This window comes from Mycolicibacterium komossense (assembly GCF_025822605.1).
Taxonomy (GTDB): Bacteria; Actinomycetota; Actinomycetes; order Mycobacteriales; family Mycobacteriaceae; genus Mycobacterium; species Mycobacterium komossense.
Genome location: NZ_JACKTY010000057.1, coordinates 12,335 through 32,970, shown reverse-complemented (window position 1 = coordinate 32,970; position 20,636 = coordinate 12,335). Strand labels below are relative to the sequence as shown.

19 protein-coding genes are annotated in these 20,636 nt (G+C 66.7%); 14 read left to right on the top strand and 5 right to left on the bottom strand.

Going from position 1 to position 20,636, the window contains the following annotated elements; translation table 11 throughout:
• Positions 1–141: 141 nt before the first annotated feature.
• From hypF to hypE, 4 genes are read left to right on the top strand one after another with little or no spacing between them, the layout of a single operon-like run.
• A complete protein-coding gene (gene hypF, locus H7J73_RS33415; RefSeq protein WP_264072164.1) occupies positions 142–2,571 on the top strand; it encodes a carbamoyltransferase HypF in 2,430 nt (809 codons plus the stop codon).
• On the top strand, positions 2,456–2,710 hold the full coding sequence (locus H7J73_RS33410) for a HypC/HybG/HupF family hydrogenase formation chaperone (protein WP_264072163.1): 255 nt from the start codon (positions 2,456–2,458) through the stop codon (positions 2,708–2,710). The genes hypF and H7J73_RS33410 overlap by 116 nt, the downstream gene beginning before the upstream one ends.
• Entirely contained in the window at positions 2,707–3,810 is a 1,104-nt protein-coding gene (gene hypD / locus H7J73_RS33405; RefSeq protein WP_264072162.1) for a hydrogenase formation protein HypD, read from the top strand. Before H7J73_RS33410 ends, hypD begins: the two co-directional genes overlap by 4 nt.
• Positions 3,803–4,873 carry a hydrogenase expression/formation protein HypE gene (gene hypE / locus H7J73_RS33400; RefSeq protein ID WP_264072161.1) on the top strand — a complete coding sequence of 357 codons (1,071 nt, stop codon included), beginning with the start codon at positions 3,803–3,805 and terminating at the stop codon, positions 4,871–4,873. Before hypD ends, hypE begins: the two co-directional genes overlap by 8 nt.
• Here the strand turns inward: hypE and H7J73_RS33395 are convergent.
• The 3 genes from H7J73_RS33395 to rpe are packed head-to-tail and all read right to left on the bottom strand — an operon-like array spanning position 4,870 to position 8,264.
• Positions 4,870–5,568: an HAD family hydrolase gene (locus tag H7J73_RS33395; RefSeq protein ID WP_264072160.1), complete on the bottom strand. Its 699-nt coding sequence runs from the start codon at positions 5,566–5,568 to the stop codon at positions 4,870–4,872. The two genes, hypE and H7J73_RS33395, sit on opposite strands and share 4 nt — an antisense overlap.
• 3 nt (positions 5,569–5,571) lie before the next feature.
• Positions 5,572–7,587: a transketolase gene (tkt, locus tag H7J73_RS33390; protein WP_264072158.1), complete on the bottom strand. Its 2,016-nt coding sequence runs from the start codon at positions 7,585–7,587 to the stop codon at positions 5,572–5,574.
• A complete protein-coding gene (gene rpe, locus H7J73_RS33385) occupies positions 7,584–8,264 on the bottom strand; it encodes a ribulose-phosphate 3-epimerase (protein WP_264072156.1) in 681 nt (226 codons plus the stop codon). Before rpe ends, tkt begins: the two co-directional genes overlap by 4 nt.
• Positions 8,265–8,383: 119 nt before the next feature.
• On the opposite strand from rpe, the gene H7J73_RS33380 reads away from it, so the two are divergent.
• Together H7J73_RS33380 and H7J73_RS33375 are read left to right on the top strand one after the other, a co-directional pair.
• Positions 8,384–9,055, top strand: coding sequence for a response regulator (locus tag H7J73_RS33380; protein WP_264072155.1), 672 nt, complete (start codon positions 8,384–8,386; stop codon positions 9,053–9,055).
• Complete coding sequence (locus H7J73_RS33375; RefSeq protein ID WP_264072154.1) at positions 9,052–10,266, top strand: GAF domain-containing sensor histidine kinase; 1,215 nt, start codon at positions 9,052–9,054, stop codon at positions 10,264–10,266. Before H7J73_RS33380 ends, H7J73_RS33375 begins: the two co-directional genes overlap by 4 nt.
• Here H7J73_RS33375 and H7J73_RS33370 read toward each other — a convergent pair.
• Positions 10,254–11,252: a class I fructose-bisphosphate aldolase gene (locus H7J73_RS33370; RefSeq protein ID WP_264072152.1), complete on the bottom strand. Its 999-nt coding sequence runs from the start codon at positions 11,250–11,252 to the stop codon at positions 10,254–10,256. The genes H7J73_RS33375 and H7J73_RS33370 overlap by 13 nt on opposite strands.
• Positions 11,253–11,400: 148 nt before the next feature.
• On the opposite strand from H7J73_RS33370, the gene H7J73_RS33365 reads away from it, so the two are divergent.
• From H7J73_RS33365 to H7J73_RS33350, 4 genes are read left to right on the top strand one after another with little or no spacing between them, the layout of a single operon-like run.
• Entirely contained in the window at positions 11,401–12,831 is a 1,431-nt protein-coding gene (locus tag H7J73_RS33365; RefSeq protein ID WP_264072150.1) for a form I ribulose bisphosphate carboxylase large subunit, read from the top strand.
• A 23-nt stretch (positions 12,832–12,854) separates the two neighbouring features.
• The gene (locus H7J73_RS33360; RefSeq protein WP_264072149.1) at positions 12,855–13,280 is read left to right on the top strand and encodes a ribulose bisphosphate carboxylase small subunit; all 426 of its coding nucleotides are present in this window, start codon (positions 12,855–12,857) and stop codon (positions 13,278–13,280) included.
• A complete protein-coding gene (gene cbbX / locus H7J73_RS33355; RefSeq protein ID WP_264072148.1) occupies positions 13,277–14,275 on the top strand; it encodes a CbbX protein in 999 nt (332 codons plus the stop codon). Before H7J73_RS33360 ends, cbbX begins: the two co-directional genes overlap by 4 nt.
• Entirely contained in the window at positions 14,272–15,201 is a 930-nt protein-coding gene (locus H7J73_RS33350) for a LysR family transcriptional regulator (protein WP_264072147.1), read from the top strand. The genes cbbX and H7J73_RS33350 overlap by 4 nt, the downstream gene beginning before the upstream one ends.
• Positions 15,202–15,207: 6 nt before the next feature.
• Here H7J73_RS33350 and H7J73_RS33345 read toward each other — a convergent pair whose 3' ends face one another.
• Positions 15,208–16,269: an AraC family transcriptional regulator gene (locus H7J73_RS33345; RefSeq protein WP_264072145.1), complete on the bottom strand. Its 1,062-nt coding sequence runs from the start codon at positions 16,267–16,269 to the stop codon at positions 15,208–15,210.
• 227 nt (positions 16,270–16,496) lie between these two features.
• On the opposite strand from H7J73_RS33345, the gene H7J73_RS33340 reads away from it, so the two are divergent.
• The 4 genes from H7J73_RS33340 (at position 16,497) to H7J73_RS33325 (ending at position 20,632) form a co-directional block, all read left to right on the top strand.
• Positions 16,497–17,048 carry a DUF1641 domain-containing protein gene (locus H7J73_RS33340; RefSeq protein WP_264072143.1) on the top strand — a complete coding sequence of 184 codons (552 nt, stop codon included), beginning with the start codon at positions 16,497–16,499 and terminating at the stop codon, positions 17,046–17,048.
• Positions 17,049–17,127: 79 nt separating this feature from the next.
• Positions 17,128–18,099, top strand: coding sequence for an NADH-quinone oxidoreductase subunit B family protein (locus tag H7J73_RS33335; RefSeq protein WP_264072142.1), 972 nt, complete (start codon positions 17,128–17,130; stop codon positions 18,097–18,099).
• A 74-nt stretch (positions 18,100–18,173) separates the two neighbouring features.
• On the top strand, positions 18,174–19,778 hold the full coding sequence (locus H7J73_RS33330; RefSeq protein ID WP_264072141.1) for a nickel-dependent hydrogenase large subunit: 1,605 nt from the start codon (positions 18,174–18,176) through the stop codon (positions 19,776–19,778).
• Positions 19,775–20,632, top strand: coding sequence for a hydrogenase maturation protease (locus tag H7J73_RS33325; protein ID WP_264072140.1), 858 nt, complete (start codon positions 19,775–19,777; stop codon positions 20,630–20,632). Before H7J73_RS33330 ends, H7J73_RS33325 begins: the two co-directional genes overlap by 4 nt.
• The last annotated feature ends 4 nt before the right edge of the window (positions 20,633–20,636 follow it).

Genomic DNA, 20,636 nt, shown 5'->3' with positions numbered 1-20,636 from the left:
CACAGCGTCCTTGGTAGTGAAAAAACGCAGAGAATCTGTGCGAAATACTGATTGTCGGGTGGTGCGGCCCGGACTAGCGTGGTAATTCGACCCGCGTCGACAGCCCATTCGCGCGGGACGATATCGCTGCTCAGGAGGTCCATGAGGGGCAGTCGGAGTGCGCCCGCGACGGTGCGGGTGCGGTTGGACATCACTGGCGTCGTTCAGGGTGTCGGGTTCCGTCCTGCCGTGGCGCGCGTGGCCGCCGACTTCTGTCTGAGCGGCTTCGTCTTCAACGACGCCGGCTCGGTGCAGTGTGAATTGGAGGGCCCCGCGGACCGGGTCGAGGCGGCCGTGCGCGGAATCCGCGATCAGCCGCCGCCGATGGCGAGGATCGACGGCTTCCGTACTGTTCCGCTTATCCCGCACGGCGCCAGTACTTTTGAGCACAGTTTCCAGATTCTTGACAGCCAGACCGGGGATGCCGCGCACACCCTGGTGCCACCCGACGTCGCGACCTGTGCCGACTGCCTGCGCGAATTGCGTGACCCGGCCGATCGCCGGTTCGGTCATCCGTTCATCACCTGCACCAACTGCGGACCGCGCTACACCGTCATCACCGATCTGCCCTACGACCGACCGGCCACCACGATGGACCCGTTCGCGATGTGCACGCGGTGCGCCGACGAGTATCGCGACTCGGCTGACCGGAGGTTCCACGCTCAGACCATCGCCTGCCGGGACTGCGGACCGACGCTGAGCTGGAGCGGTCCGGCCACGGACACAGACCCGATCACCGCCGCCGCGCACGCGCTGAACAGCGGGTTGATCATCGCGATCAAGGGCATCGGCGGATACCACCTGGCCTGCCGCGCGGATGATCCCGACGCGGTGGCGTTGCTGCGGAAGCGGAAGAACCGGCCGGCCAAGCCGTTCGCGGTGATGGCCGCGGATCTGGCCGCCGCGCGCCGATTCGTCGCCGTCGACGCCGCGACCGCCGCGGTGCTGGAATCCCCGCCGGCGCCGATTGTGTTGACACCCAAGCGCGGTGGCTCGACGGTGGTTGACGCGGTCGCGCCCGGCCTCGCCGAACTCGGGGTCATGCTGGCCTATTCGCCGGTGCACCATCTGCTGTTCGATCACCTGGGTGCAGTGCCGTTGGTGATGACATCGGCGAATCAGGGTGGGTCGCCGATCGTGTTCCGCGACGGTGATCTGGACTGGATCGACGGCCTCTGCGACGGCATCCTGACTCACGATCGCCCGATTCAGGTGTCTTGTGAAGACTCGGTGGTCGCCGTCGAAGCCGACGGTGCGGTCGTGCCCATCCGGCGCTCACGCGGATTCGCGCCTCTCCCGGTGACCGTGCAGAGTCGCGCCGACAGTGTGATCGTGGCGACCGGCGGTGACCTCAAGACCACGTTCTGTCTGATGGGTGCCGACGGGTACGCCCACATGTCCTCCCATCTGGGCGATATGGCCGATCCGCGAACCCAGTCCTGCTTCGATGCGGCGCTGGACCATTTGGCCTTCATGACCGACCGCCGGCCCAAGACGGTCGCCTGCGATCTGCATCCGTCGTATGCCACCACCCGCTGGGCGCAGCGCCGGAGCCGTGCGGTGGTGGGGGTGCAGCATCACCACGCGCACGCGGTGTCGTTGTTGGCCGAACATCAACGCCTGGGCACCCCGATCATCGCCGTCGCCTTCGACGGCACCGGCTATGGCGCCGACGGCACCATCTGGGGCGGGGAACTGCTCGCGATCACCGACCCGGCCGTGTTCACCCGGGTCGGTCACCTCGCGCCTTTCGCGTTGCCGGGCGGGGACGGCGCCGTCCGCCATCCGGCACGGATCGCCCTGGACCTGATGCACCGCGCGGGTGTCGGTTGGAGTGGTGATCTGGCCCCGGTGGAGGCCGTGGGTGAACAGGGCCTCGCCATTCTGGCGCAACAGATTCCACGCGGGATCGGGTGCGTGGCCACCACCAGTATGGGCCGGCTGTTCGACGGGGTGGCCAGCCTGCTCGGGGTGTGCCACGAAGTCAGTTATGAGGGTCAGGCCGCCATCGAGCTCGAGCACCTCGCCAGATCCGGCGACGCCGCCCACTGGCCGGTCGAATTCGCCTTCCGAGAAGCAGTTTTCGACCCCAGGCCAGTCGTTGTGGGACTGGTCGCGGGCATCCGCGCCGGGATCGGCCGGGCCGATCTGGCCGCCGCGTTCCACGCGGCCGTCGTGCACGCCACGGTGTGGACCGCATCGGAATGCGCACGGTCTGCCGGTATCTCGACGATCGGTCTCACCGGCGGCGTCTTCGTCAATCGGATACTGCTCAACGGGATTCGTGCGGCCCTGACAGGTGGCGGATTCGAGGTGCTCACACATCGGATCGTGCCGTGCAATGACGGCGGGCTGGCGTTAGGTCAGGCCGCCATAGCTGCTGCAGCCCAGCAGCTCGCAGAGAAAGAAGTGGCTTATGTGTCTCGGAATTCCCGGCAAGGTGATCGAGATCTGGGAGGAGTCGGGTACCCGGATGTCGACCGTCGACTTCGGCGGGACCACGAAGAAGGTGTGTCTGGCGTACCTGCCTGACCTGACGGTCGGCGAATACACCATCGTCCACGCGGGTTTCGCGCTCAACCGGCTCGATGAGGAGTCCGCAAACACCACCTTGAAGATGTTCGCCGAGCTCGGGTTGCTCGACGAGGAACTGGCAGGAGAGCAGGCATGAAGTACCTCGACGAGTTCCGCGATCCGGTGGCGGCCAGGGCACTGGTCGACGAGATCAAACGCCGCGCCACGCGGACCTGGACCATCATGGAAGTCTGCGGTGGCCAGACGCATTCGATCATCCGCAACGGTATCGACCAACTGCTGGGTGACGCGGTCGAATTCATCCACGGACCCGGCTGCCCGGTCTGTGTCACCCCGCTGGAGATGATCGACCGTGCATTGGAGATCGCCGCCAGGGATGACGTGATCTTCTGCTCGTTCGGCGATATGGTGCGGGTGCCGGGCAGTCATGAGGACCTGTTCACCGTCAAGGCGCGCGGAGGCGATGTCCGGATCGTGTACTCGCCGTTGGACGCGACGCGGATCGCCGCCGAGAACCCGGATAAGGAAGTGGTGTTCTTCGGGGTCGGATTCGAGACCACCGCACCGGCGAACGCCATGTCGGTGGTCCACGCGGGGCGGCTGGGGCTGACGAACTTCTCTCTACTGGTGTCGCATGTGCTGGTCCCGCCAGCGATGACCGCGATCCTCTCCTCACCGACCAACCGGGTGCAGGGCTTCCTCGGTGCAGGGCACGTGTGCACGGTGATGGGAACGTCCGAATACGGTCCGCTGGTCGAGCAATTCGGCATACCGATCGTGGTGTCAGGATTCGAACCGCTGGATCTGCTCGAAGGGGTGCGCCAGCTGGTCGACCTGCTCGAAGACGGTAAGGCCGAGTTGCGCAACGCGTATCCGCGCGCCGTGAACGCCGTAGGGAACACGGTCGCGCAGGACACGCTGCGGGAGGTGTTCGTGGTGACAGACCGGCAGTGGCGGGGCATCGGCATGATTCCGCAGTCGGGCTGGACACTGTCACCGCGCTATGCCCAGTTCGATGCCGAGCTCAAGTTCGGAGTGAAGCATCTGGAGGTGGCCGAGTCCGCGGATTGCCACGCCGGCGAGGTTCTGCAAGGCCTGCTGAAGCCGAACGAGTGCCCGGCATTCGGGACGGCGTGCACGCCGCGCACGCCGTTGGGCGCGACGATGGTGTCGACCGAGGGCGCCTGTGCCGCGTACTACCAGTTCCGCCGGCTGGAACTGCCCGCGCATGCCTGAGCCGGTGTCGATCGATCCGGCGGACTGGGTGTGTCCGTTGCCGCTGCGGGAGATGAAGCGGATCGTGCTGGGCCACGGCGGTGGCGGGATCCTGTCGGAAGAGTTGATCGAGAACCTGTTCTTACCCGCGTTCGGCAGCGGCGGTGGTCCATCGCGGGATTCGGCGGTGCTGACGGTGGCCTCGGGCCGGATCGCGATGTCGACCGACTCGTATGTGGTTGCCCCGCTGTTCTTTCCCGGCGGCAATATCGGCGATCTCGCCGTCAACGGCACCGTCAACGACCTGGCGATGAGCGGTGCGCAACCGCTGGCTCTGACCGCGGGATTCATCATCGAAGAAGGGCTGGAGCTCGACGTGCTGGGCCGGATCGCCCAGTCGATGGGTAAGGCGGCCGACAATGCCGGCGTCAGCATCGTCACCGGCGACACCAAGGTCGTCGGGCGGGGCGGCGCGGACCAGTTGTTCGTCAACACCGCCGGGGTCGGGGTGATCCCGGACGGGGTCGAGATCGGGCCGGAGCGGGCCAGGCCCGGCGACCACATCATCGTGTCGGGAAAGCTCGGCGAACACGGTGTGGCAATCATGAGCGTGCGTGCGGGTATCGACTTCGGCACCGTCGTCACCACCGACAGCGCGCCGTTGCACCGACTGGTCGCCGCGATGCTCGCCGCTGTCCCGGGTACCGGTGCGATCCATGCGCTGCGGGACCCGACCCGCGGCGGCCTGGTGGCGTCGGTGATAGAGATAGCCCGCAGCGCCTCGGTCGGGGTGGTCCTCGACGAGGCCGTGATCCCGGTGCCCGAGACCGTCCGATCGGCCTGCTCGTTCCTGGGTTTGGACCCGCTGCAGGTGGCCAACGAGGGCAAGCTGGTGGCGTTCGTCGACCCAGCGCACAGTGAGGCGGTACTGGCGGCGATGCGGGCCCGGCCCGAAGGTGTGGATGCCACCGTGATCGGCCGCGTCGTCGAGGAACACCCGGGGATGGCTGTCGGCACGACACCGTTCGGCACCACCCGCATCATCGAACGCGAACTGGGCGAACAACTTCCACGTATCTGTTAGTGCCGCTGGCGGTGCAGGTCCCGGCAGCGGCGCGCGTCGAGTGGCTCGGGGCCGTCGAATCCGCGCAGAACCGCGTCGGCGCCGGGAAACTCCTGTCCGACGGTGTACTCGTTGGTGACCACCACGGTCGCGACGCCTGCGGCGCAGGCAGCCTGCAGCCCGACCGCCGAATCCTCCACGGCCAAGACACTGGCGGCAGGCAAGCCGAGCCCGTCGAGCGCGCGACGGTAGACCTCCGGATGTGGCTTGAGCTGGCGCACATCGTCACCGGTCACCACGACATCCAGCACATCGTCGCCCAGTGTGCGCTGTAGCAACGGTTCGACCCAGGTCCTGGTGCCGGTGGTGGCGACGGCCATCCGGATACCGGCGGCGCGCAGGCCGGTGACAAGGTCGACCAGCCCCGGCCTCGGGGGCATGCCATGGGTGAGGATCCGTTCCCGGAACAGCCGGGTCTTCGTCCGGTGCACAGCAGCAGCCAGCTCGTCGGCGCCATCGGCGAAGCCACGCGCCCGCAGATCGGCGGCGATACGGCGGCGGCCACCGGTGATATGCAGCAACTGCCCGTATTCCTCAGGGCTCCAGACGATATCGATCCGGTGTTCGGCGAAGGCGGCGTTGAAGGCGGGCAGGTGGCCATGGCGTTCGGTGTCTGCCACAGTGCCGTCGACGTCGAAGATGACCGCCCTCAGCACGTGTCACAACCGCAGCGCGGCGTCGGCGACGGCGTCGGGCGTCAGTCCGAGGCGGGCTGCGACGTCGGCCCCGGGGCCGCTCTCGCCGAACCGCTCGATCCCGACGACGGTGTCGCGTGGACCGGCAAGAGCGCGCCACCCGGTGGTCACACCGGCTTCGATCCAGACGACCGGCGCGTCGGGCAGTGGACTGCGGCCGGCCCGAATCGAGTCGTCAAGCCGTTCGCGCCACATCACCGAGAGCACCGTGGCGCGGACACCGCGTTCGGCCAGCACATCGGCGGCCTCGAGCGCCAGGACGACCTCTGATCCGCTGGCCGCCAACACCACATCCGGACGCTCGGTGAGCGCACCGACCACCCGGGCGCCGGTCCGGCGGATCTCGTCGAGCCCATCGGGTCCGAGGACCGGAAGGTCTTGGCGGCTCAACACCAGCGCGGTCGGTCCGGACATGGTGGTGGCAGCGATATCCCATGCCAGGGCGGTCTCCGCGGCGTCGGCGGGTCGTAACACGGTGAGCCCAGGGATCAGTCGCAGCGATTCCAGCTGTTCGACCGGTTGATGGGTCGGGCCGTCCTCGCCGACATGAATCGAATCGTGGGTGAACACGTAGATGACGGGTTGGCGCATCAGCGCCGACAGCCGCAGGGCCGGCCGCAGGTAGTCGGCGAAGACCAGGAAGGTACTGCCGAACGGTCGCAGGCCGCCGTGCAGGGAGATCCCGTTCATCACCGCGGCCATCGCATGTTCGCGAATCCCGAAATGAATGGTGCGCCCGGCATAGTCGCCAGCACTGACCTCGCCGCCGGGTATCGCGGTGTTCGTCGACGCGGCCAGGTCCGCCGAACCGCCGACCAGCGCCGGGTATACCGCTGACAGTGCGGTCAGGGCGGCGCCGGAGGCCTTGCGGGTGGCGACCCGCGTCCCCGCTTCGGCGGCACCGGCGAGGGTCCGGAGCACGTCGATGCCGGCCGGCGACGGCTGCCCACGTAACGGGAAATCTACTGCGACTGTGGGGTTGTCACGCTGCCATGCGGAGTGCGTGACCGACCAGTCGGCCTGGGCGGCGGCGCCCTGCGCTGACAACCTGGCGGCCGTCGCGGCCACCGCGACCGGGACGTGGAAATGCGCGTCGGGCCAGTCGAGCCGCTCCCGCATCGCGGCGAGCCGCTCGGCGCCGAGCGGGCTGCCATGTGCCTTCGGAGTGCCCTCGACATCGGGTGCGCCCTGGCCGATGACGGTCCGCACCCGGATGAAGGTGGGGCGATCGGTGCTGGCCTTGGCGGTGGCCAGCGCGCGGTCCACCGCGTCGACATCGGTGCCGTCGGCAACCGAGAGGACCTGCCAGCCATAGGCCGCGAAGCGGGCCTCGGCATCGTCGGTGCAGCTCTGCGACGCCGGTCCGTCGATGGTGATGTCGTTGTCGTCATAGATGACGGTGAGCCGGCCGAGGCCGAGTGTGCCTGCGAGCGAGGCGGCTTCGTGGCTGATGCCCTCCATCAGGTCGCCGTCACCGGCCAGCACCCAGGTCCGATGGTCGACCACCGTGTGCGCGTCGGTGTTGCAGCGGGCGGCGAGCATGCGCTCGGCGAGCGCCATCCCGACGGCGTTGGCCAGCCCCTGTCCCAGCGGGCCGGTGGTGGTCTCCACGCCCGCGGTGTGACCGTATTCGGGGTGGCCGGGGGTCAGCGAGTCGAGCTGACGGAAGCGGCGCAGTTCCTGCATCGGCAGGTCGTACCCGAACAGGTGCAGCAGGGCGTACAACAGCATCGAGCCATGACCCGCCGACAGCACGAACCGGTCGCGGTCCGGCCAGTGCGGATCGGCCGGATTGTGGCGCAGATGTCGCGACCACAGCGTCCAGGCGATGGGGCCGGCGCCCAGGGGCAGTCCGGGATGGCCGCTGTTGGCAGCCTCGATCGCATCGACGGTGAGGAACCTCAGGGTGTCGATCGCCAACTGGTCGAGTTGTGCTGTACTGGAATCATTCTGGGACGTCTCGGTGGTGGTGACGGTCATTGCGGGACCAGCCTTTCAGAAGCGGCGACGCGCAGCGCCGCGGTGCGCTCGGACATGCTGCCGGCGCCGTCGAACAGTGCGGATCCGGCACAGAACACGGATGCGCCCGCCGCGGCGGCGTGCGCGATGGTCGACGGTCCGATGCCGCCGTCCACTTCCAGCTCGATATCGGTTGCCAGTCGGTCGATTTCGGCCCTGGCGGTGGCGATCTTGGATGCCATGCTCGACAGATAACGCTGGCCACCGAACCCCGGGTTCACGGTCATCACCAGCAGCAGATCGGTGATGTCGAGAATATCGACGACCGCCGCCAGCGGGGTGGCCGGGTTGAGGGCGACACCGGCGCGCGCCCCGAGATCGCGGATCCGGGAAAGGGTTCGGTGCAGATGCAGGTATGCCTCGGCGTGCACGATGATGATCTCGCAGCCCGCATCCACCCACCGCGACAGCATCGGGTCAGGGTTGTGGACCATCAGGTGCGCCTCGAACCCGATGCTGACGCGGTCGCGGTTGGCGGCGATCACGTCAGGCCCGAACGTGATGTTCGGGACGAAACTGCCGTCCATGACATCCCACTGGATCCGGTCGATACCGGCGTTCTCGATGGCTTCGACGTCGCGGCCGAGGTTGGCGAAGTCGGCGGGCAATACCGAGGCGACAAGCTGAGGTTCGGACACGCCGGTTACATTAGGCAAGAATGGCTCGGCCGGTAATCCCCGAAGCGGGGGAGGGGACGGGTAAATAAGACGGGTAAATAATCAGTGACGCCCCCTGGATTTCCCTCTATCGTTGGCCCATGACAGCTGCATTGGTCGCCGGCCCCATTCGAGTGGTATTGGTCGATGACCACGAAATGGTGATCGAGGGCCTCAAAGCGATGCTGTCGTCGTTTCGGGCCCGCGTCCGGGTGGTCGGGCAGGCCGTCGGTGTCGAGAATGCGCTGGAGGTGATCAGCAGCCTCAAACCCGACATCGTGTTGTGCGATGTCCGGATGAAAGGCGCCAGCGGTCTGGATCTGTGCCGGGCGGTGCGCGAGCACGATCCGAACCGCAAAGTCGTCCTGCTGTCGGTGTACGACGACGAGCAGTACCTGTTCCAGGCGATGCGGGTCGGAGCATCCGGATATCTCCTCAAGGGCATCAACAGCGACGAACTGGTCCGTCAGCTGGAGTCGGTGCGGGAGGGTTCGACCGCCATCGATTCCGGCCTGGCCGCGCGTGCGGTCGACACCGCGGCCCGGTTACAGCGCGACGAGTTCTGGCCCGGCGCGCGGCACGGCCTGACACAGCGGGAAAGCGAGATCCTGTCGTTCGTCGTGACGGGGCTGTCCAACCGCGGCATCGCGACCAAACTCGTGATCGGCGACGAGACGGTGAAAAGTCACCTCCGGTCGATCTACCGCAAGCTCAACGTCAGCGACCGCACGGCGGCGGTCGCGACCGCGCTGCGAGAGGGCATCTTCCGGTGATCCCGCCCGCGCACACCGTGCACGGCCTCGTCGACGCCGACCGCGAGGCGGCGCTCCTGCTCGACATCGTCGAGGCCACCTCCCACGGTCCGGGGGTGGAACCGCTCGCGGCGGCGGTGGCCCAGCTGATCACCACCGCTTCCGCTTCCGACGTCTGCTTCGTGCACGTCCTCGACGACAGCGACCGGGCCCTGACGCTGGCCGGCGCCACCCCGCCGTTCGACCAGCAGGTCGGCAAGGTGCGGTTGCCGCTGGGCTCGGGAATCTCCGGGTGGGTGGCGAGTCATCGCACCCCCGTGGTCATCGTCGACAACAAGGAGGCCGACCCGCGTTACGTGCCGATCGAGGCGTTGCGCGGCGCCAGCTACACGTCGATGGCGTCGGTGCCGATGGAGACCGGGCCAGGGGGCCTGGTGGGCGTACTCAACGTGCACACCATCGACCGGCGTGACTTCACCGACCGCGATATCGAATTGCTGCTGGTCATCGGCCGGTTGATTGCAGGCGCGCTGCACCAGGCCCGGTTGCACCGCCAACTCGCCGCACGGGAACGGGCGCACGAGAACTTCGCCGAGCAGGTGATCGCTGCGCAAGAAGTTGAGCGGCGCAGGCTGGCCGGCGATATCCACGACGGTATTTCGCAGCGACTGGTGACGTTGACCTACCGTCTCGACGCCGCCGCGCGGGCGGTCGACAACGACCCCGCCGATGCCGCAATCCAGATCGCGAAAGCCCGCGAGATGGTGGCCCTGACGTTGGAGGAGGCGCGGGCGGCGATCAGCGGACTGCGGCCACCCGTGCTCGACGATCTGGGCCTGGCGGGTGGGCTGGCCAGCCTGGCCTCGTCGATGCCGCCACTGAACCTCGACCTCGACCTCGCCGACGAGCGGCTGCCGGAACACATCGAGGTGGCGCTGTATCGGATCGCCCAGGAGTGCCTGCAGAACATCGTCAAACATGCCGGTGCCACCGCTGCGACCGTCGCGTTCACTGTCGTCGGGGGTGATGCCCGCCTCGAGGTCAGCGACAACGGCGTCGGTTTCACCACCGCTGACGATCGCAGCAGAGACTCACGGTCCGGCGGTTACGGCATGCTGTCGATGGCCGAGCGCGCCGAGCTGGTGGACGGCCGGCTCACGGTCCGCTCCCGTCCTGGGGCCGGGACAACCATCACAGTGACGATTCCACTGCACCCCGCTCACGCCGACTGAAGGTCGGCGCGGCGGCGTAACGCCGCCGAGTTGGCGGTCACGTGCTTGGCCAACGCGGATTGGCCGTCGCGATAACGAAGGTCGTCGCCGTGCCACGCGGCCAGGGCCGGAGACACCAGCGCACGACCGAACGAGAACGTCAGCGGCCACGGCGTCTGATGCTGCTGCAGCGCGGCCAGATTGGCGGTCGCGCGTTCCGGCGGCTGACCGCCGGACAGGAACGCGACCCCGGCCAGCTGCGCGGGCCAGGCCCGCAATACCGCCACGGTGGCCTCGGCGACCTGCTCGGGATCGGACACGTCGGGGCAGCTGTCCCCTTCGATGACCATATTCGGTTTGAGGACGATGCCGGCAAGGTCGACGCCCAGCGCCGCGAGCTGCTGACGCACCGCGGCCTGCACGGTCGCCGTCGTGGCGGCGCAGTCGGCGAGGGTGTGTGCACCTGTCATGAGCACCTCGGGTTCGACGATCGGAACCAGTCCCGCCTCTTGGCAGGCCGCGGCGTACCGCGCCAGCCCATTGGCGTTGCTGACGGTGGCGCCCCAGCTCGGGGTGCGCCCGGAGATGCTGAAGACGGCGCGCCACTTGGCGAACGTCGCACCCAATTCGGCATACCGGGCCAGGCGCGCGGGCAGACCGTCGAGCCCTTCGGTGATCGTCTCCCCAGGGAGGCCGGGGCACGACTTGGCGCCGGTGTCGACCTTGATTCCGGCATGAATACCCAGTTCGCGCACCGCCTGGGGGAAGGGCCGTCCGTCGGTGAACACCTGGCCCAGCGTCTCGTCGCAGAAGATGATCCCGGATACCCCGTCGGACAGTCCCGGGGTGGTCGCGAGCAGCTCGCGGTAGATGCGCCTGCTGTCGGCGGTTGGCGAGACACCCGCGTTCTCCAGCCGCGACGACATGGTCGCGATGCTCTCGTCCGCGGCGAGAATGCCTTTGCCGGGTGCGGTGAGTTCGGCGGCGATCTGTGTGCATGTGCTCATGGTCGACGACGCTAGAAGCGGGCGCGCAGGCCGGCCTCACCCAGATGGTGGAACCTGTGGGGGGCTTTCGAAAAGGCAACCAAATACTCATGTATCACGGCTAAACACTTGATAGACAGGTTCAGTATCGGCTGGCAGCATTCGAGCCATGGCAGACAGATGGAACGCGGGAGTCATTCCCTACGCTGAAATGGGTTACTGGCAGCCGGATTACGTGCCGAAGGACACCGACGTGTTGTGCGCCTTCCGGATCACGCCGCAGGAGGGCGTGCCCCCGGAGGAAGCCGGCGCCGCGGTGGCGGGCGAGTCGAGCACGGCCACCTGGACGGTGGTGTGGACCGACCGCCTCACCACCTTCGAGCACTACCAGGCAAAGTGTTACAGCGTCGAAGCGGTGCCGAACGCTCCCGGGCAGTGGATCGCGTTGATCGCCTACGACCTCGACCTGTTCGAAGAAGGGTCGATCGCGAACCTGACCAGTTCGATCATCGGCAACGTCTTCGGGTTCAAGCCCCTCAAGGCGCTGCGCCTGGAGGACATGCGGATCCCCACCCACTACGTGAAGACCTTCCAGGGCCCTGCCCACGGGATCGTGACCGAACGCGAGCACCTCAACAAATTCGGCAGACCGCTGCTGGGCGCCACCACCAAACCGAAGCTGGGCCTCTCGGCCCGCAACTACGGCCGCGTCGTCTATGAGGCACTGCGTGGTGGGCTCGACTTCACCAAGGACGACGAGAACATCAACTCCCAGCCCTTCATGCGGTGGCGGGACCGGTTCCTGTTCTGCATGGAAGCCGTCAACCGGGCCCAAGCCAGCACCGGCGAGATCAAGGGCCACTACCTCAACATCACCGCAGGAACGATGGAGCAGATGTACGAGCGGGCGGAATTCGCCGGCGAGCTCGGTTCGGCGATCGTGATGATCGATCTGACCATCGGCTACACCGCGATCCAGTCGATGGCCAAGTGGGCCCGCGACAACAGCGTCATCCTGCATTTGCACCGCGCCGGACACGGCACCTACACGCGGCAGAAAGCGCACGGCGTCAGCTTCCGGGTGATCTCGAAATGGATGCGGCTGGCCGGTGTCGACCACATCCATGCGGGCACCGTCGTCGGCAAGCTCGAGGGTGACCCGAACACCACCGCCGGCTTCTACGACACGCTTCGCCTCGACAGCGTCAAGGCCGATCCGGTCAAGGGTCTCTACTTCGACCAGGAGTGGGCGTCGATGCCCGGCGTGATGCCGGTGGCGTCCGGCGGTATCCACGCCGGCCAGATGCACCAGCTCATCCATCACCTCGGCGAGGACGTCGTCCTGCAGTTCGGCGGCGGCACCATCGGGCACCCGATGGGAATCGCCGCGGGCGCCGAGGCCAACCGGGTGGCGCTCGAGGCGATGATCAAAGCCCGCAACGAGGGCCGGGACTACTACCGGGAAGGCCCGGACATCCTCAAGAAGGCCGCCTCGCAGAACCGGGCACTGGACGTCGCGCTGGCCACCTGGGGTGACATCAGCTTCAACTACGAGTCCACCGATACCCCCGACGTCCTCGCGACGCCGACCGCCACCTGAGCGCGACCATCAAGAGGAGCGATATGCGTATCACCCAGGGCACCTTCGCCTACCTGCCCGAATTCACCGATGCCGAGATCACCGCGCAGATCGACTACGCGCTGGCCAACGAATGGCCGTTGTCGGTCGAGTTCACCGACGATCCCCACCCGCGCAACACCTACTGGGAGATGTGGGGCCTGCCGATGTTCGATCTCAACGACGCCGCGGGCGTGATGCTGGAGGTCAACGCCTGCCGAGCGGCGAACCCGCACACCTACATCAGGCTCAACGCCTACGACGCCCGACTCGGGAGGCAGACCACCGCGTTCTCGTTCATCGTGAACCGGCCCGCCGAGGAGCCCGGCTTCCGGCTCGAACGTTCCGAGAAAGCAAACCGGCAGATCGGCTACACGACGCACTCGTACGCCACCCAGCGTCCCGAGGGTGACCGGTACGGTCCGCGGTGACGGGGACGGCGTTCGGCTACCGGCCGGGCCTGGAGGAACGGCCGGCGGAGGATCCCGTCCCCGCCCTCCTGCCGCCCGACGCCGTCGTCGACCTCGCCGAGGTGCGCAGTGAGTCAGGGGTCGACGATGTGTTGGCGGCGCTGGACACCGAGCTCGTCGGTCTGGAGCCGGTGAAGACGCGCATCGCCGAGATCGCCGCATTGCTGCTGGTAGACAGGGTACGGGCGCGGTTTGGGATCACCGCCCCGCAGCCGACGCTGCACATGTCGTTCACCGGCAACCCCGGAACGGGCAAGACGACGGTGGCCCTGCGGATGGCCGAGCTGCTGCACCGGCTCGGCTATCTGCGCAGAGGCCATCTGGTCAGCGTGACCCGCGACGACCTGGTGGGCGAATACGTCGGCCACACCGCGCCGAAGACGAAGGATGTCATCAAGCGGGCGATGGGCGGGGTGCTGTTCATCGACGAGGCCTATTACCTCTACAAGATCGAGAACGACCGGGACTACGGCTCCGAGTCGATCGAAATCCTGCTGCAGGTGATGGAGAACAACCGTGACGATCTGGTGGTCATCCTGGCCGGCTACGCCGACAAGATGGAGCAGTTCTTCTCCGCCAATCCGGGTATGCAGAGCCGGGTCGCGCACCACATCACCTTCCCGGATTACAGCGTCGGTGAGCTGGAGCAGATCGCGGTGCTGATGACCGACTCGCTCGGCTACACATTCTCCGACGATGCTCGCGAGGTGCTGCGGCGCTACCTGCACCGCCGCATCGACCAGCCGTGGTTCGCCAACGCCCGCAGTGTCCGCAATGCGATGGAACGGGCCCGGCTGCGGCACGCCCGGCGGCTGCTGGCCGGCTCGTCCAGCCTGGTCGATCTGGCCGCGCTGACCACGATCGACGCTCCCGACCTCCTGGCCAGCCGGGTGTTCAGCGCGCAATCCGTCGGCGACGACGGCGACGCGGCATTATCGGGGCGGGAGGTGTCATGACAACCAACGCACGCCTGCGCGCACTCGTGGAGCTGGCGGCCACCGGGTCGATGCGCGGCGCCGCCGACAACCTCGTGGTCACCGAGTCATCGATCTCGGCCGCGCTGCGCGCCCTGTCGGCGGACGTCGGCGTCGCGCTGGTCGATCGGCACGGCAGGGGAGTTCGGCTGACCCCGGCCGGTGAGCGCTACGTCGAGTACGCGCAACGGATTCTCGGCCTGCACGACGAGGCCCTGTTGGCGGCGCGGGGTGAGGCCGACCCGGAAAACGGCTCGATCCGGCTCGCGGCCGTCACCACCGCGGGAGAGTTGCTGATCCCGGCGGCGTTGGCCACGTTCCGCGAGAAGCATCCCGGCGTCGTGCTCCATCTGGAGGTCGCGGCCCGCAGTGCGGTCTGGCCGATGCTGGACTGTCATGAGGTCGACCTGGTGGTAGCCGGCCGGCCGCCCGACGACCTGAGGAAGAAGGTCAGGGTGCGAGCGGTCAGCCCGAACACGCTGATCGTCGTCGGGCCCCCCGATGTTGCCGCACGTTTTGAACCGGCCACCGCGACCTGGTTGTTGCGGGAAGCGGGCTCGGGTATGCGCTTCACGTTGACCGCGCTGTTGGAAGAGGCGGGGGTAGCGCCGACACAGCTGGTCCTTGGCTCGCACGGCGCCGTAGTCGCCGCCGCGGTGGCCGGGCTCGGGGTGACCCTGGTATCGCGACAGGCGGTGGCGCGGGAGATCGGTTCCGGCGCTTTGGTGGAACTTCCGATGGCGGGCACCCCGATGCAGCGGCCCTGGCATGTGGTCAGCCAGAGCCGGGCGACGAAGTCGACGGAGCTGTTGGTCGAGCATTTGCTGTCGCAGTTGGAACTGGGCTGGCGTCGGCCCACCGCCGCCCGTGGGCGCCCCCGGCACAGCGGCTCCGAGGGCGACACCTAGCGTTCGTCAGCGTCGCAGGGTTTCTGACGGTGATTCGCCCCAGCGTTTGCGGTACTCGACGCCGAAGCTGCCGAGGTGGTGGAAACCCCACCGTTCCGCGACCGCGGTGACGGTGACGCCGTCGGCAGGAATGGCGTCGATCAGCTCCTCGTGGACCCGCTCGAGCCGGCGTTCCCGAACATATGTCATCGGGCTCATCCCGAGCTCTTCGCGGAAGCCCTGCTGAATCGAGCGAACGCTCATGTGGACAGCTTTTGCTACCGACTCCATCGTTATGCGCTCGGCGAGGTGGTCATCGATGTAGTCCATCGCTGCCTGGACGACGGCGCGGCGCTTGTCCGGCTGCGGCGGTTGAGTGAATTCGGCGTGGTAGTTCGAGGGTTGCAGATGCAGCAGGCTACTCATCACGAGTTCCTCGACCGCGCCGATACCCTGGCCGCGCTGGATCAGCGAACCCGCGTGGAACACCTCGGTGTGGATTAGCTGAACCGCCGCGTGCCAGCGCATCGCGGCATCGGTGGTGAGGTCGAACTCGGGGTCGAAGACCAGCGGGCGGGCCAGGCTCCGGCCCAGTATCCGAGTCAGGTGTGCCGCCATCGCCCGCTCCTCGATCCGGATCAGCAACTGCGGCGAATCGTCGTCGAAGGTGAGCCGCAGGGGAAGGCCGGGGCTGGTCACCAGCGACCGGATGGTGTTGGACTCGAACGTGCGATCGCGGTGTTCGGAGATGACGCGGCCGTTCATCGGCATGTGGACGGCGTAGTACTGGCCGAGGACCGGAATGTCGATGGTCGCCGCCACGTGCAGGTTCAGGTACAACATGCTGACGTTGCGCAGTCGGATCCCGTGCATCGTCGCGGCGAAGCCCGCGGTCTGTTCGGGGGCGACCGTCAACGTCAGCGGCGACAGCGCCCGGCCGATCAGTCGGCCGGCGTCGGAGATGCTCTCGGTGTAGAAGATCTCGTTGTTCGCCAGCGCCGGTGGAACCCCGCGTGACCGCACCTTTCGGCGAACCGGATTACTCGTCCGCCGGACGTCGATGTAGCGCAGTCGGGTCAACCGGGACATCAGGGCAACCCTGGACAGCCGACCCGAGATACGTGACGGTTAGTTAAGGTATCGGCGGCGATCATGCAAGACTCCTGATCTTCGGGCGCGCATCAGCGCGCTCAAGTGTTCGCAATCCTGACAGCTCCTGCGCGAAAGCGATAGGCACGGCCCTCGGGCGAGGTCTAGCTTGTGACTGGGACCACAGGAGTGGCCCGGTCCGGAACAGGAATTCGACAAGGAGCGGCATGACGGCAAACGGGCAGGTCCTGGCCATCTCGGCTGCCGATCAACTGCGGGAGCGGCTCGATGACCCGCAGGTGGCGGCGTCGCTGAACAGCCTGCTCGATCACGCGGACCTGCTTGCGATTTTGTTGACCGGTCTCGACGGACTGATCCGTCGCGGCGACACGATCAGCGATTCACTCGCCTCGGCCGTCGGCGAGATGAAGGGCCCGGCCGCGGCATTCAGTGCCGCGCTCCCCAACGCCGCTGAGCTCAAATCCATCGACGTCACGGCGTTGGTCCATACGCTGGCCTCGCTGACCAAAGCCATGGTCGACGCAACCCCGACGCTGGATCGGTTGTTGCATTCACCACTGGTGGATCCGGCGGCCGCCGACGTCCTGGCCGAACTGGGTCAGGCGCTCGTCGAAGGCAAGGCCGCGAACGAAGCCGACCCGGGCGGACCCAAGGGGATCTTCGGACTCTGGCGGGTTACCAAGGACCAGGACGTCACCCGAGGGATGGGCTTCCTCATCCAGGTGGCGCGTGCGTTCGGGCGTCAACTCCCGCACTAGAAATACCGCTTTCTTCGATTGCAGCCCAGTTTCACCCATTGTGCGGCCTCGCCCTAGGCCGTTATCGAGAGGAGTTCCAATGGCGTCTGTTCTCTGGCTTCAGGGAGGTGCCTGTAGCGGAAATACCATGTCATTTCTCAATGCCGAAGAACCGAATGTCGTCGATTTGGTGGTCGATTTCGGTCTCGACCTTTTATGGCATCCGTCATTGGGGCTCGAATTGGGAAAGAATGCGCAGAAAGTCTTCTGGGATTGCGCCAATGGCGACCGACCACTGGACATCTTCGTCTTCGAGGGCAGTGTCATCGAGGCGCCGAACGGCACCGGGCGGATGGACATCTTCGCCGACCGGCCGATGAAGGACTGGGTCGTCGACCTCGCCGAGGCGGCCCAGATCGTGGTGGCGATCGGGGACTGTGCTTGCTTCGGCGGCATCCCGGCGATGGAACCCAACCCGTCAGGCTCGACCGGTCTGCAGTTCCACAAACGCAACAAGGGCGGCTTCCTCGGGCCGGACTTCCGCTCCAAGATGGGTCTGCCGGTGATCAACATTCCCGGCTGCCCCGCCCACCCCGACTGGATCACCCAGATCCTGGTCGCGCTGGCGACCGGCCGCGCCGGCGATATCACTCTCGATGAACTGCACCGTCCCGAAACGTTTTTCAAGACTTTCACGCAAACGGGCTGCACGCGGGTCCAGTTCTTCGAGTACAAGCAGTCGACCATGTCATTCGGCGAGGGCACCCGTACCGGTTGCCTGTTCTACGAATTCGGCTGCCGTGGGCCGATGACCCACTCGCCGTGCAACCGGATCCTGTGGAACCGCCAGTCCTCGAAAACCCGCGCGGGTATGCCGTGTCTGGGTTGCACGGAGCCCGAGTTTCCGCATTTCGACCTGATGCCGGGCACCGTCTTCAAGACGCAGAAGGTCAGCGGGATGATTCCGAAGGAGGTTCCGGAGGGATCCGACCACCTCACCTACATGGCGCATGCCGCGGCGGCGAAAATCGCTGCGCCGCAATGGTCCAAAGAAGACATGTTCGTGGTCTAGCGCGCACCCGCGAGCCGTGCACCCCCAAACCACCAGCCCTGGTTTCTGTCGTTTTCCGAGAGGATTCTTTCGCTATGACCGCGCTTGACCTGTTCGTGAGCCCATTGGGCCGCGTCGAGGGAGACCTCGACGTGCGCGTCACCGTCGACGACGGCATCGTCACCTCCGCATGGACCGAGGCCGCGATGTTCCGCGGGTTCGAGATCATCCTGCGCGGTAAGGATCCCCAGGCCGGCCTGGTGGTGTGTCCGCGCATCTGCGGTATCTGCGGCGGCAGCCACCTCTACAAGTCGGCCTACGCCCTCGATACCGCGTGGAAGACCCACGTGCCGCCCAACGCGACGTTGATCCGCAACATCTGCCAGGCGGCGGAGACGCTGCAATCGATTCCGCGCTACTTCTATGCGCTGTTCGCGATCGACTTCACCAACAAGAACTACGCGAAGTCCAAGCTCTACGCCGAGGCCGTCCGCCGCTTCGCGCCGTATGTCGGCACCAGCTACCAGCCCGGCGTGGTGCTGTCCGCGAAACCCGTTGAGGTGTATGCGATCTTCGGTGGCCAGTGGCCGCACTCGAGCTTCATGGTGCCCGGCGGGGTGATGTCGGCACCCACACTGACCGATGTCACCCGCGCGATCGCCATCTTCGAACACTGGAAGGACAACTGGCTCGAAAAGCAGTGGCTCGGGTGCTCGGTGGAACGCTGGCTGGAGATCAAGACCTGGGAAGACGTCCTGGAATGGGTTGACGAGAACGAATCCCAGTACAACAGCGACTGCGGCTTCTTCATCCGCTACTGCCTCGACATCGGACTGGACAAGTACGGCCAGGGTGTCGGTAACTTCATCGCCACCGGCACTTATTTCGAGCCGTCGCGGTATGAGAATCCCACCATCGAGGGGCGCAACGCGGCGCTCATCGGGCGTAGCGGTATCTACGCCAAGGACCAGTGGCACGAGTTCGACCAGGCCAATGTCTTTGAAGACACCACACATTCGTTCTACGAGGGCGACCGCCCGCTGCACCCGTTCGAGGGTGAGACCATCCCGATCGATCCCGAGGTCGGCCGCAAACAAGGCAAGTACAGCTGGGCGAAATCGCCGCGGTACAGCGTCGGCGACCTCGGCACCATCCCACTCGAAGCGGGTCCGCTGGCCCGCCGGATGGCCGCCGGTGGCCCCAATGCCGCTGCGCACCAGGACAATGACTCGCTGTTCGTCGACATCATGGGCAAGATCGGTCCCAGCGTGTTCGTCCGCCAACTGGCTCGCATGCACGAAGCCCCCAAGTACTACCAGTGGGTGCGCGGCTGGCTGGACCAGCTGAACCTCAAGGAGAGCTTCTACACCAAGCCGATCGAGCACGCCGAAGGCAAGGGTTTCGGGGCCACCGAAGCGGCCCGCGGCTCACTGGCCGACTGGATTGTCATCGAGGACGGCAAGATCAAGAACTATCAGGTGATCACGCCGACCGCCTGGAACATCGGCCCGCGGGACGGATCAGAAGTGCTGGGCCCCATCGAGCGTGCGCTGGTAGGCTCGCCGATCGTCGATCCGGAAGACCCGGTCGAACTCGGTCACGTCGCCCGCAGCTTCGACTCCTGTCTGGTGTGCACCGTGCATGCCTACGATCCCAAGGGGCGTGAGCTGTCCAAGTTCGTCATCAACGGAATGGTGTGATCCCGACGTCCATCGCAGGTGCCGGCGCCGCCGGACAGGGGGAGTCCCTGGATATCGAGCCCCCAGGGTGCTCGGTGCTGGTCGTCGGCTGTGGCAACCTGCTGCGTGGCGACGACGGCGTCGGACCTGTTCTGGTACGCCATCTTTGGGAACGAGGCGTACCCGAAGGCGCCCGCCTCGTCGACGGCGGCACCGCCGGGATGGACGTCGCGTTCCAGATGCGCGGCGCCGAGCGGGTCGTCATCATCGACGCCTGTTTGACCACGGGGTCTGCCGGCGCGGCACCGGGCACGGTCTTCCGCGTGCCCGGTGCCGAGTTGGAAGAACTGCCCCCGCTGCAGGGTCTGCACACTCACTCGTTCCGGTGGGACAACGCGATCGCCCTGGCGCGTTGGGCGCTGGGCGAGGCGTGCCCCACCGACATCACGGTTTTTCTGATCGAGGCGGCCGGGGTCGACCTCGGTGCCGAGTTGTCCGAGCCCGTCTCGACCGCGATGAACCAGGTGATCGACATCATCGAGGCCGACTATCTGTCCGCGCTGCGGCCGAAGGCCTGCGATGACGCGCATGTCGAGTTCACTGCGGACGGGTATGTGCGCCTCGATGCGGCGTTGGCGGCCAGTCGTTTTCCCTCGGATGCGGTGGCCGCGGTGGTCCGCGACGGTGACTTCTGGCTGATCCCGCTGCGTGGTCCGCGCAGCGGCGGGTTGTTGCTCAAACAACGCAACCCGGCGGGCGATCGCGCCACCTTGGTACGGGAAGTCCTGTCCGATCGGATCCCCACGGGCATTCATCGGGCATTCTGGGATGATGCACAGGGAGCGTTGCGCGTTCCGTTGGATCCCCAGCGGTGATCGC

Excerpts from the sequence above, each read along its gene's own strand:
- H7J73_RS33380 (WP_264072155.1), top strand. The coding sequence starts at position 8,384 with ATGACAGCTGCATTGGTCGCCGGCCCCATTCGAGTGGTATTGGTCGAT.
- H7J73_RS33360 (WP_264072149.1), top strand. The coding sequence starts at position 12,855 with ATGCGTATCACCCAGGGCACCTTCGCCTACCTGCCCGAATTCACCGAT.
- H7J73_RS33365 (WP_264072150.1), top strand. The coding sequence starts at position 11,401 with ATGGCAGACAGATGGAACGCGGGAGTCATTCCCTACGCTGAAATGGGT.
- H7J73_RS33345 (WP_264072145.1), bottom strand. The coding sequence starts at position 16,269 with ATGTCCCGGTTGACCCGACTGCGCTACATCGACGTCCGGCGGACGAGT.
- H7J73_RS33330 (WP_264072141.1), top strand. The coding sequence starts at position 18,174 with ATGACCGCGCTTGACCTGTTCGTGAGCCCATTGGGCCGCGTCGAGGGA.
- H7J73_RS33335 (WP_264072142.1), top strand. The coding sequence starts at position 17,128 with ATGGCGTCTGTTCTCTGGCTTCAGGGAGGTGCCTGTAGCGGAAATACC.
- hypF (WP_264072164.1), top strand. The coding sequence starts at position 142 with ATGAGGGGCAGTCGGAGTGCGCCCGCGACGGTGCGGGTGCGGTTGGAC.
- tkt (WP_264072158.1), bottom strand. The coding sequence starts at position 7,587 with ATGACCGTCACCACCACCGAGACGTCCCAGAATGATTCCAGTACAGCA.
- hypE (WP_264072161.1), top strand. The coding sequence starts at position 3,803 with ATGCCTGAGCCGGTGTCGATCGATCCGGCGGACTGGGTGTGTCCGTTG.
- H7J73_RS33370 (WP_264072152.1), bottom strand. The coding sequence starts at position 11,252 with ATGAGCACATGCACACAGATCGCCGCCGAACTCACCGCACCCGGCAAA.
- H7J73_RS33410 (WP_264072163.1), top strand. The coding sequence starts at position 2,456 with ATGTGTCTCGGAATTCCCGGCAAGGTGATCGAGATCTGGGAGGAGTCG.
- hypD (WP_264072162.1), top strand. The coding sequence starts at position 2,707 with ATGAAGTACCTCGACGAGTTCCGCGATCCGGTGGCGGCCAGGGCACTG.
- H7J73_RS33340 (WP_264072143.1), top strand. The coding sequence starts at position 16,497 with ATGACGGCAAACGGGCAGGTCCTGGCCATCTCGGCTGCCGATCAACTG.
- H7J73_RS33350 (WP_264072147.1), top strand. The coding sequence starts at position 14,272 with ATGACAACCAACGCACGCCTGCGCGCACTCGTGGAGCTGGCGGCCACC.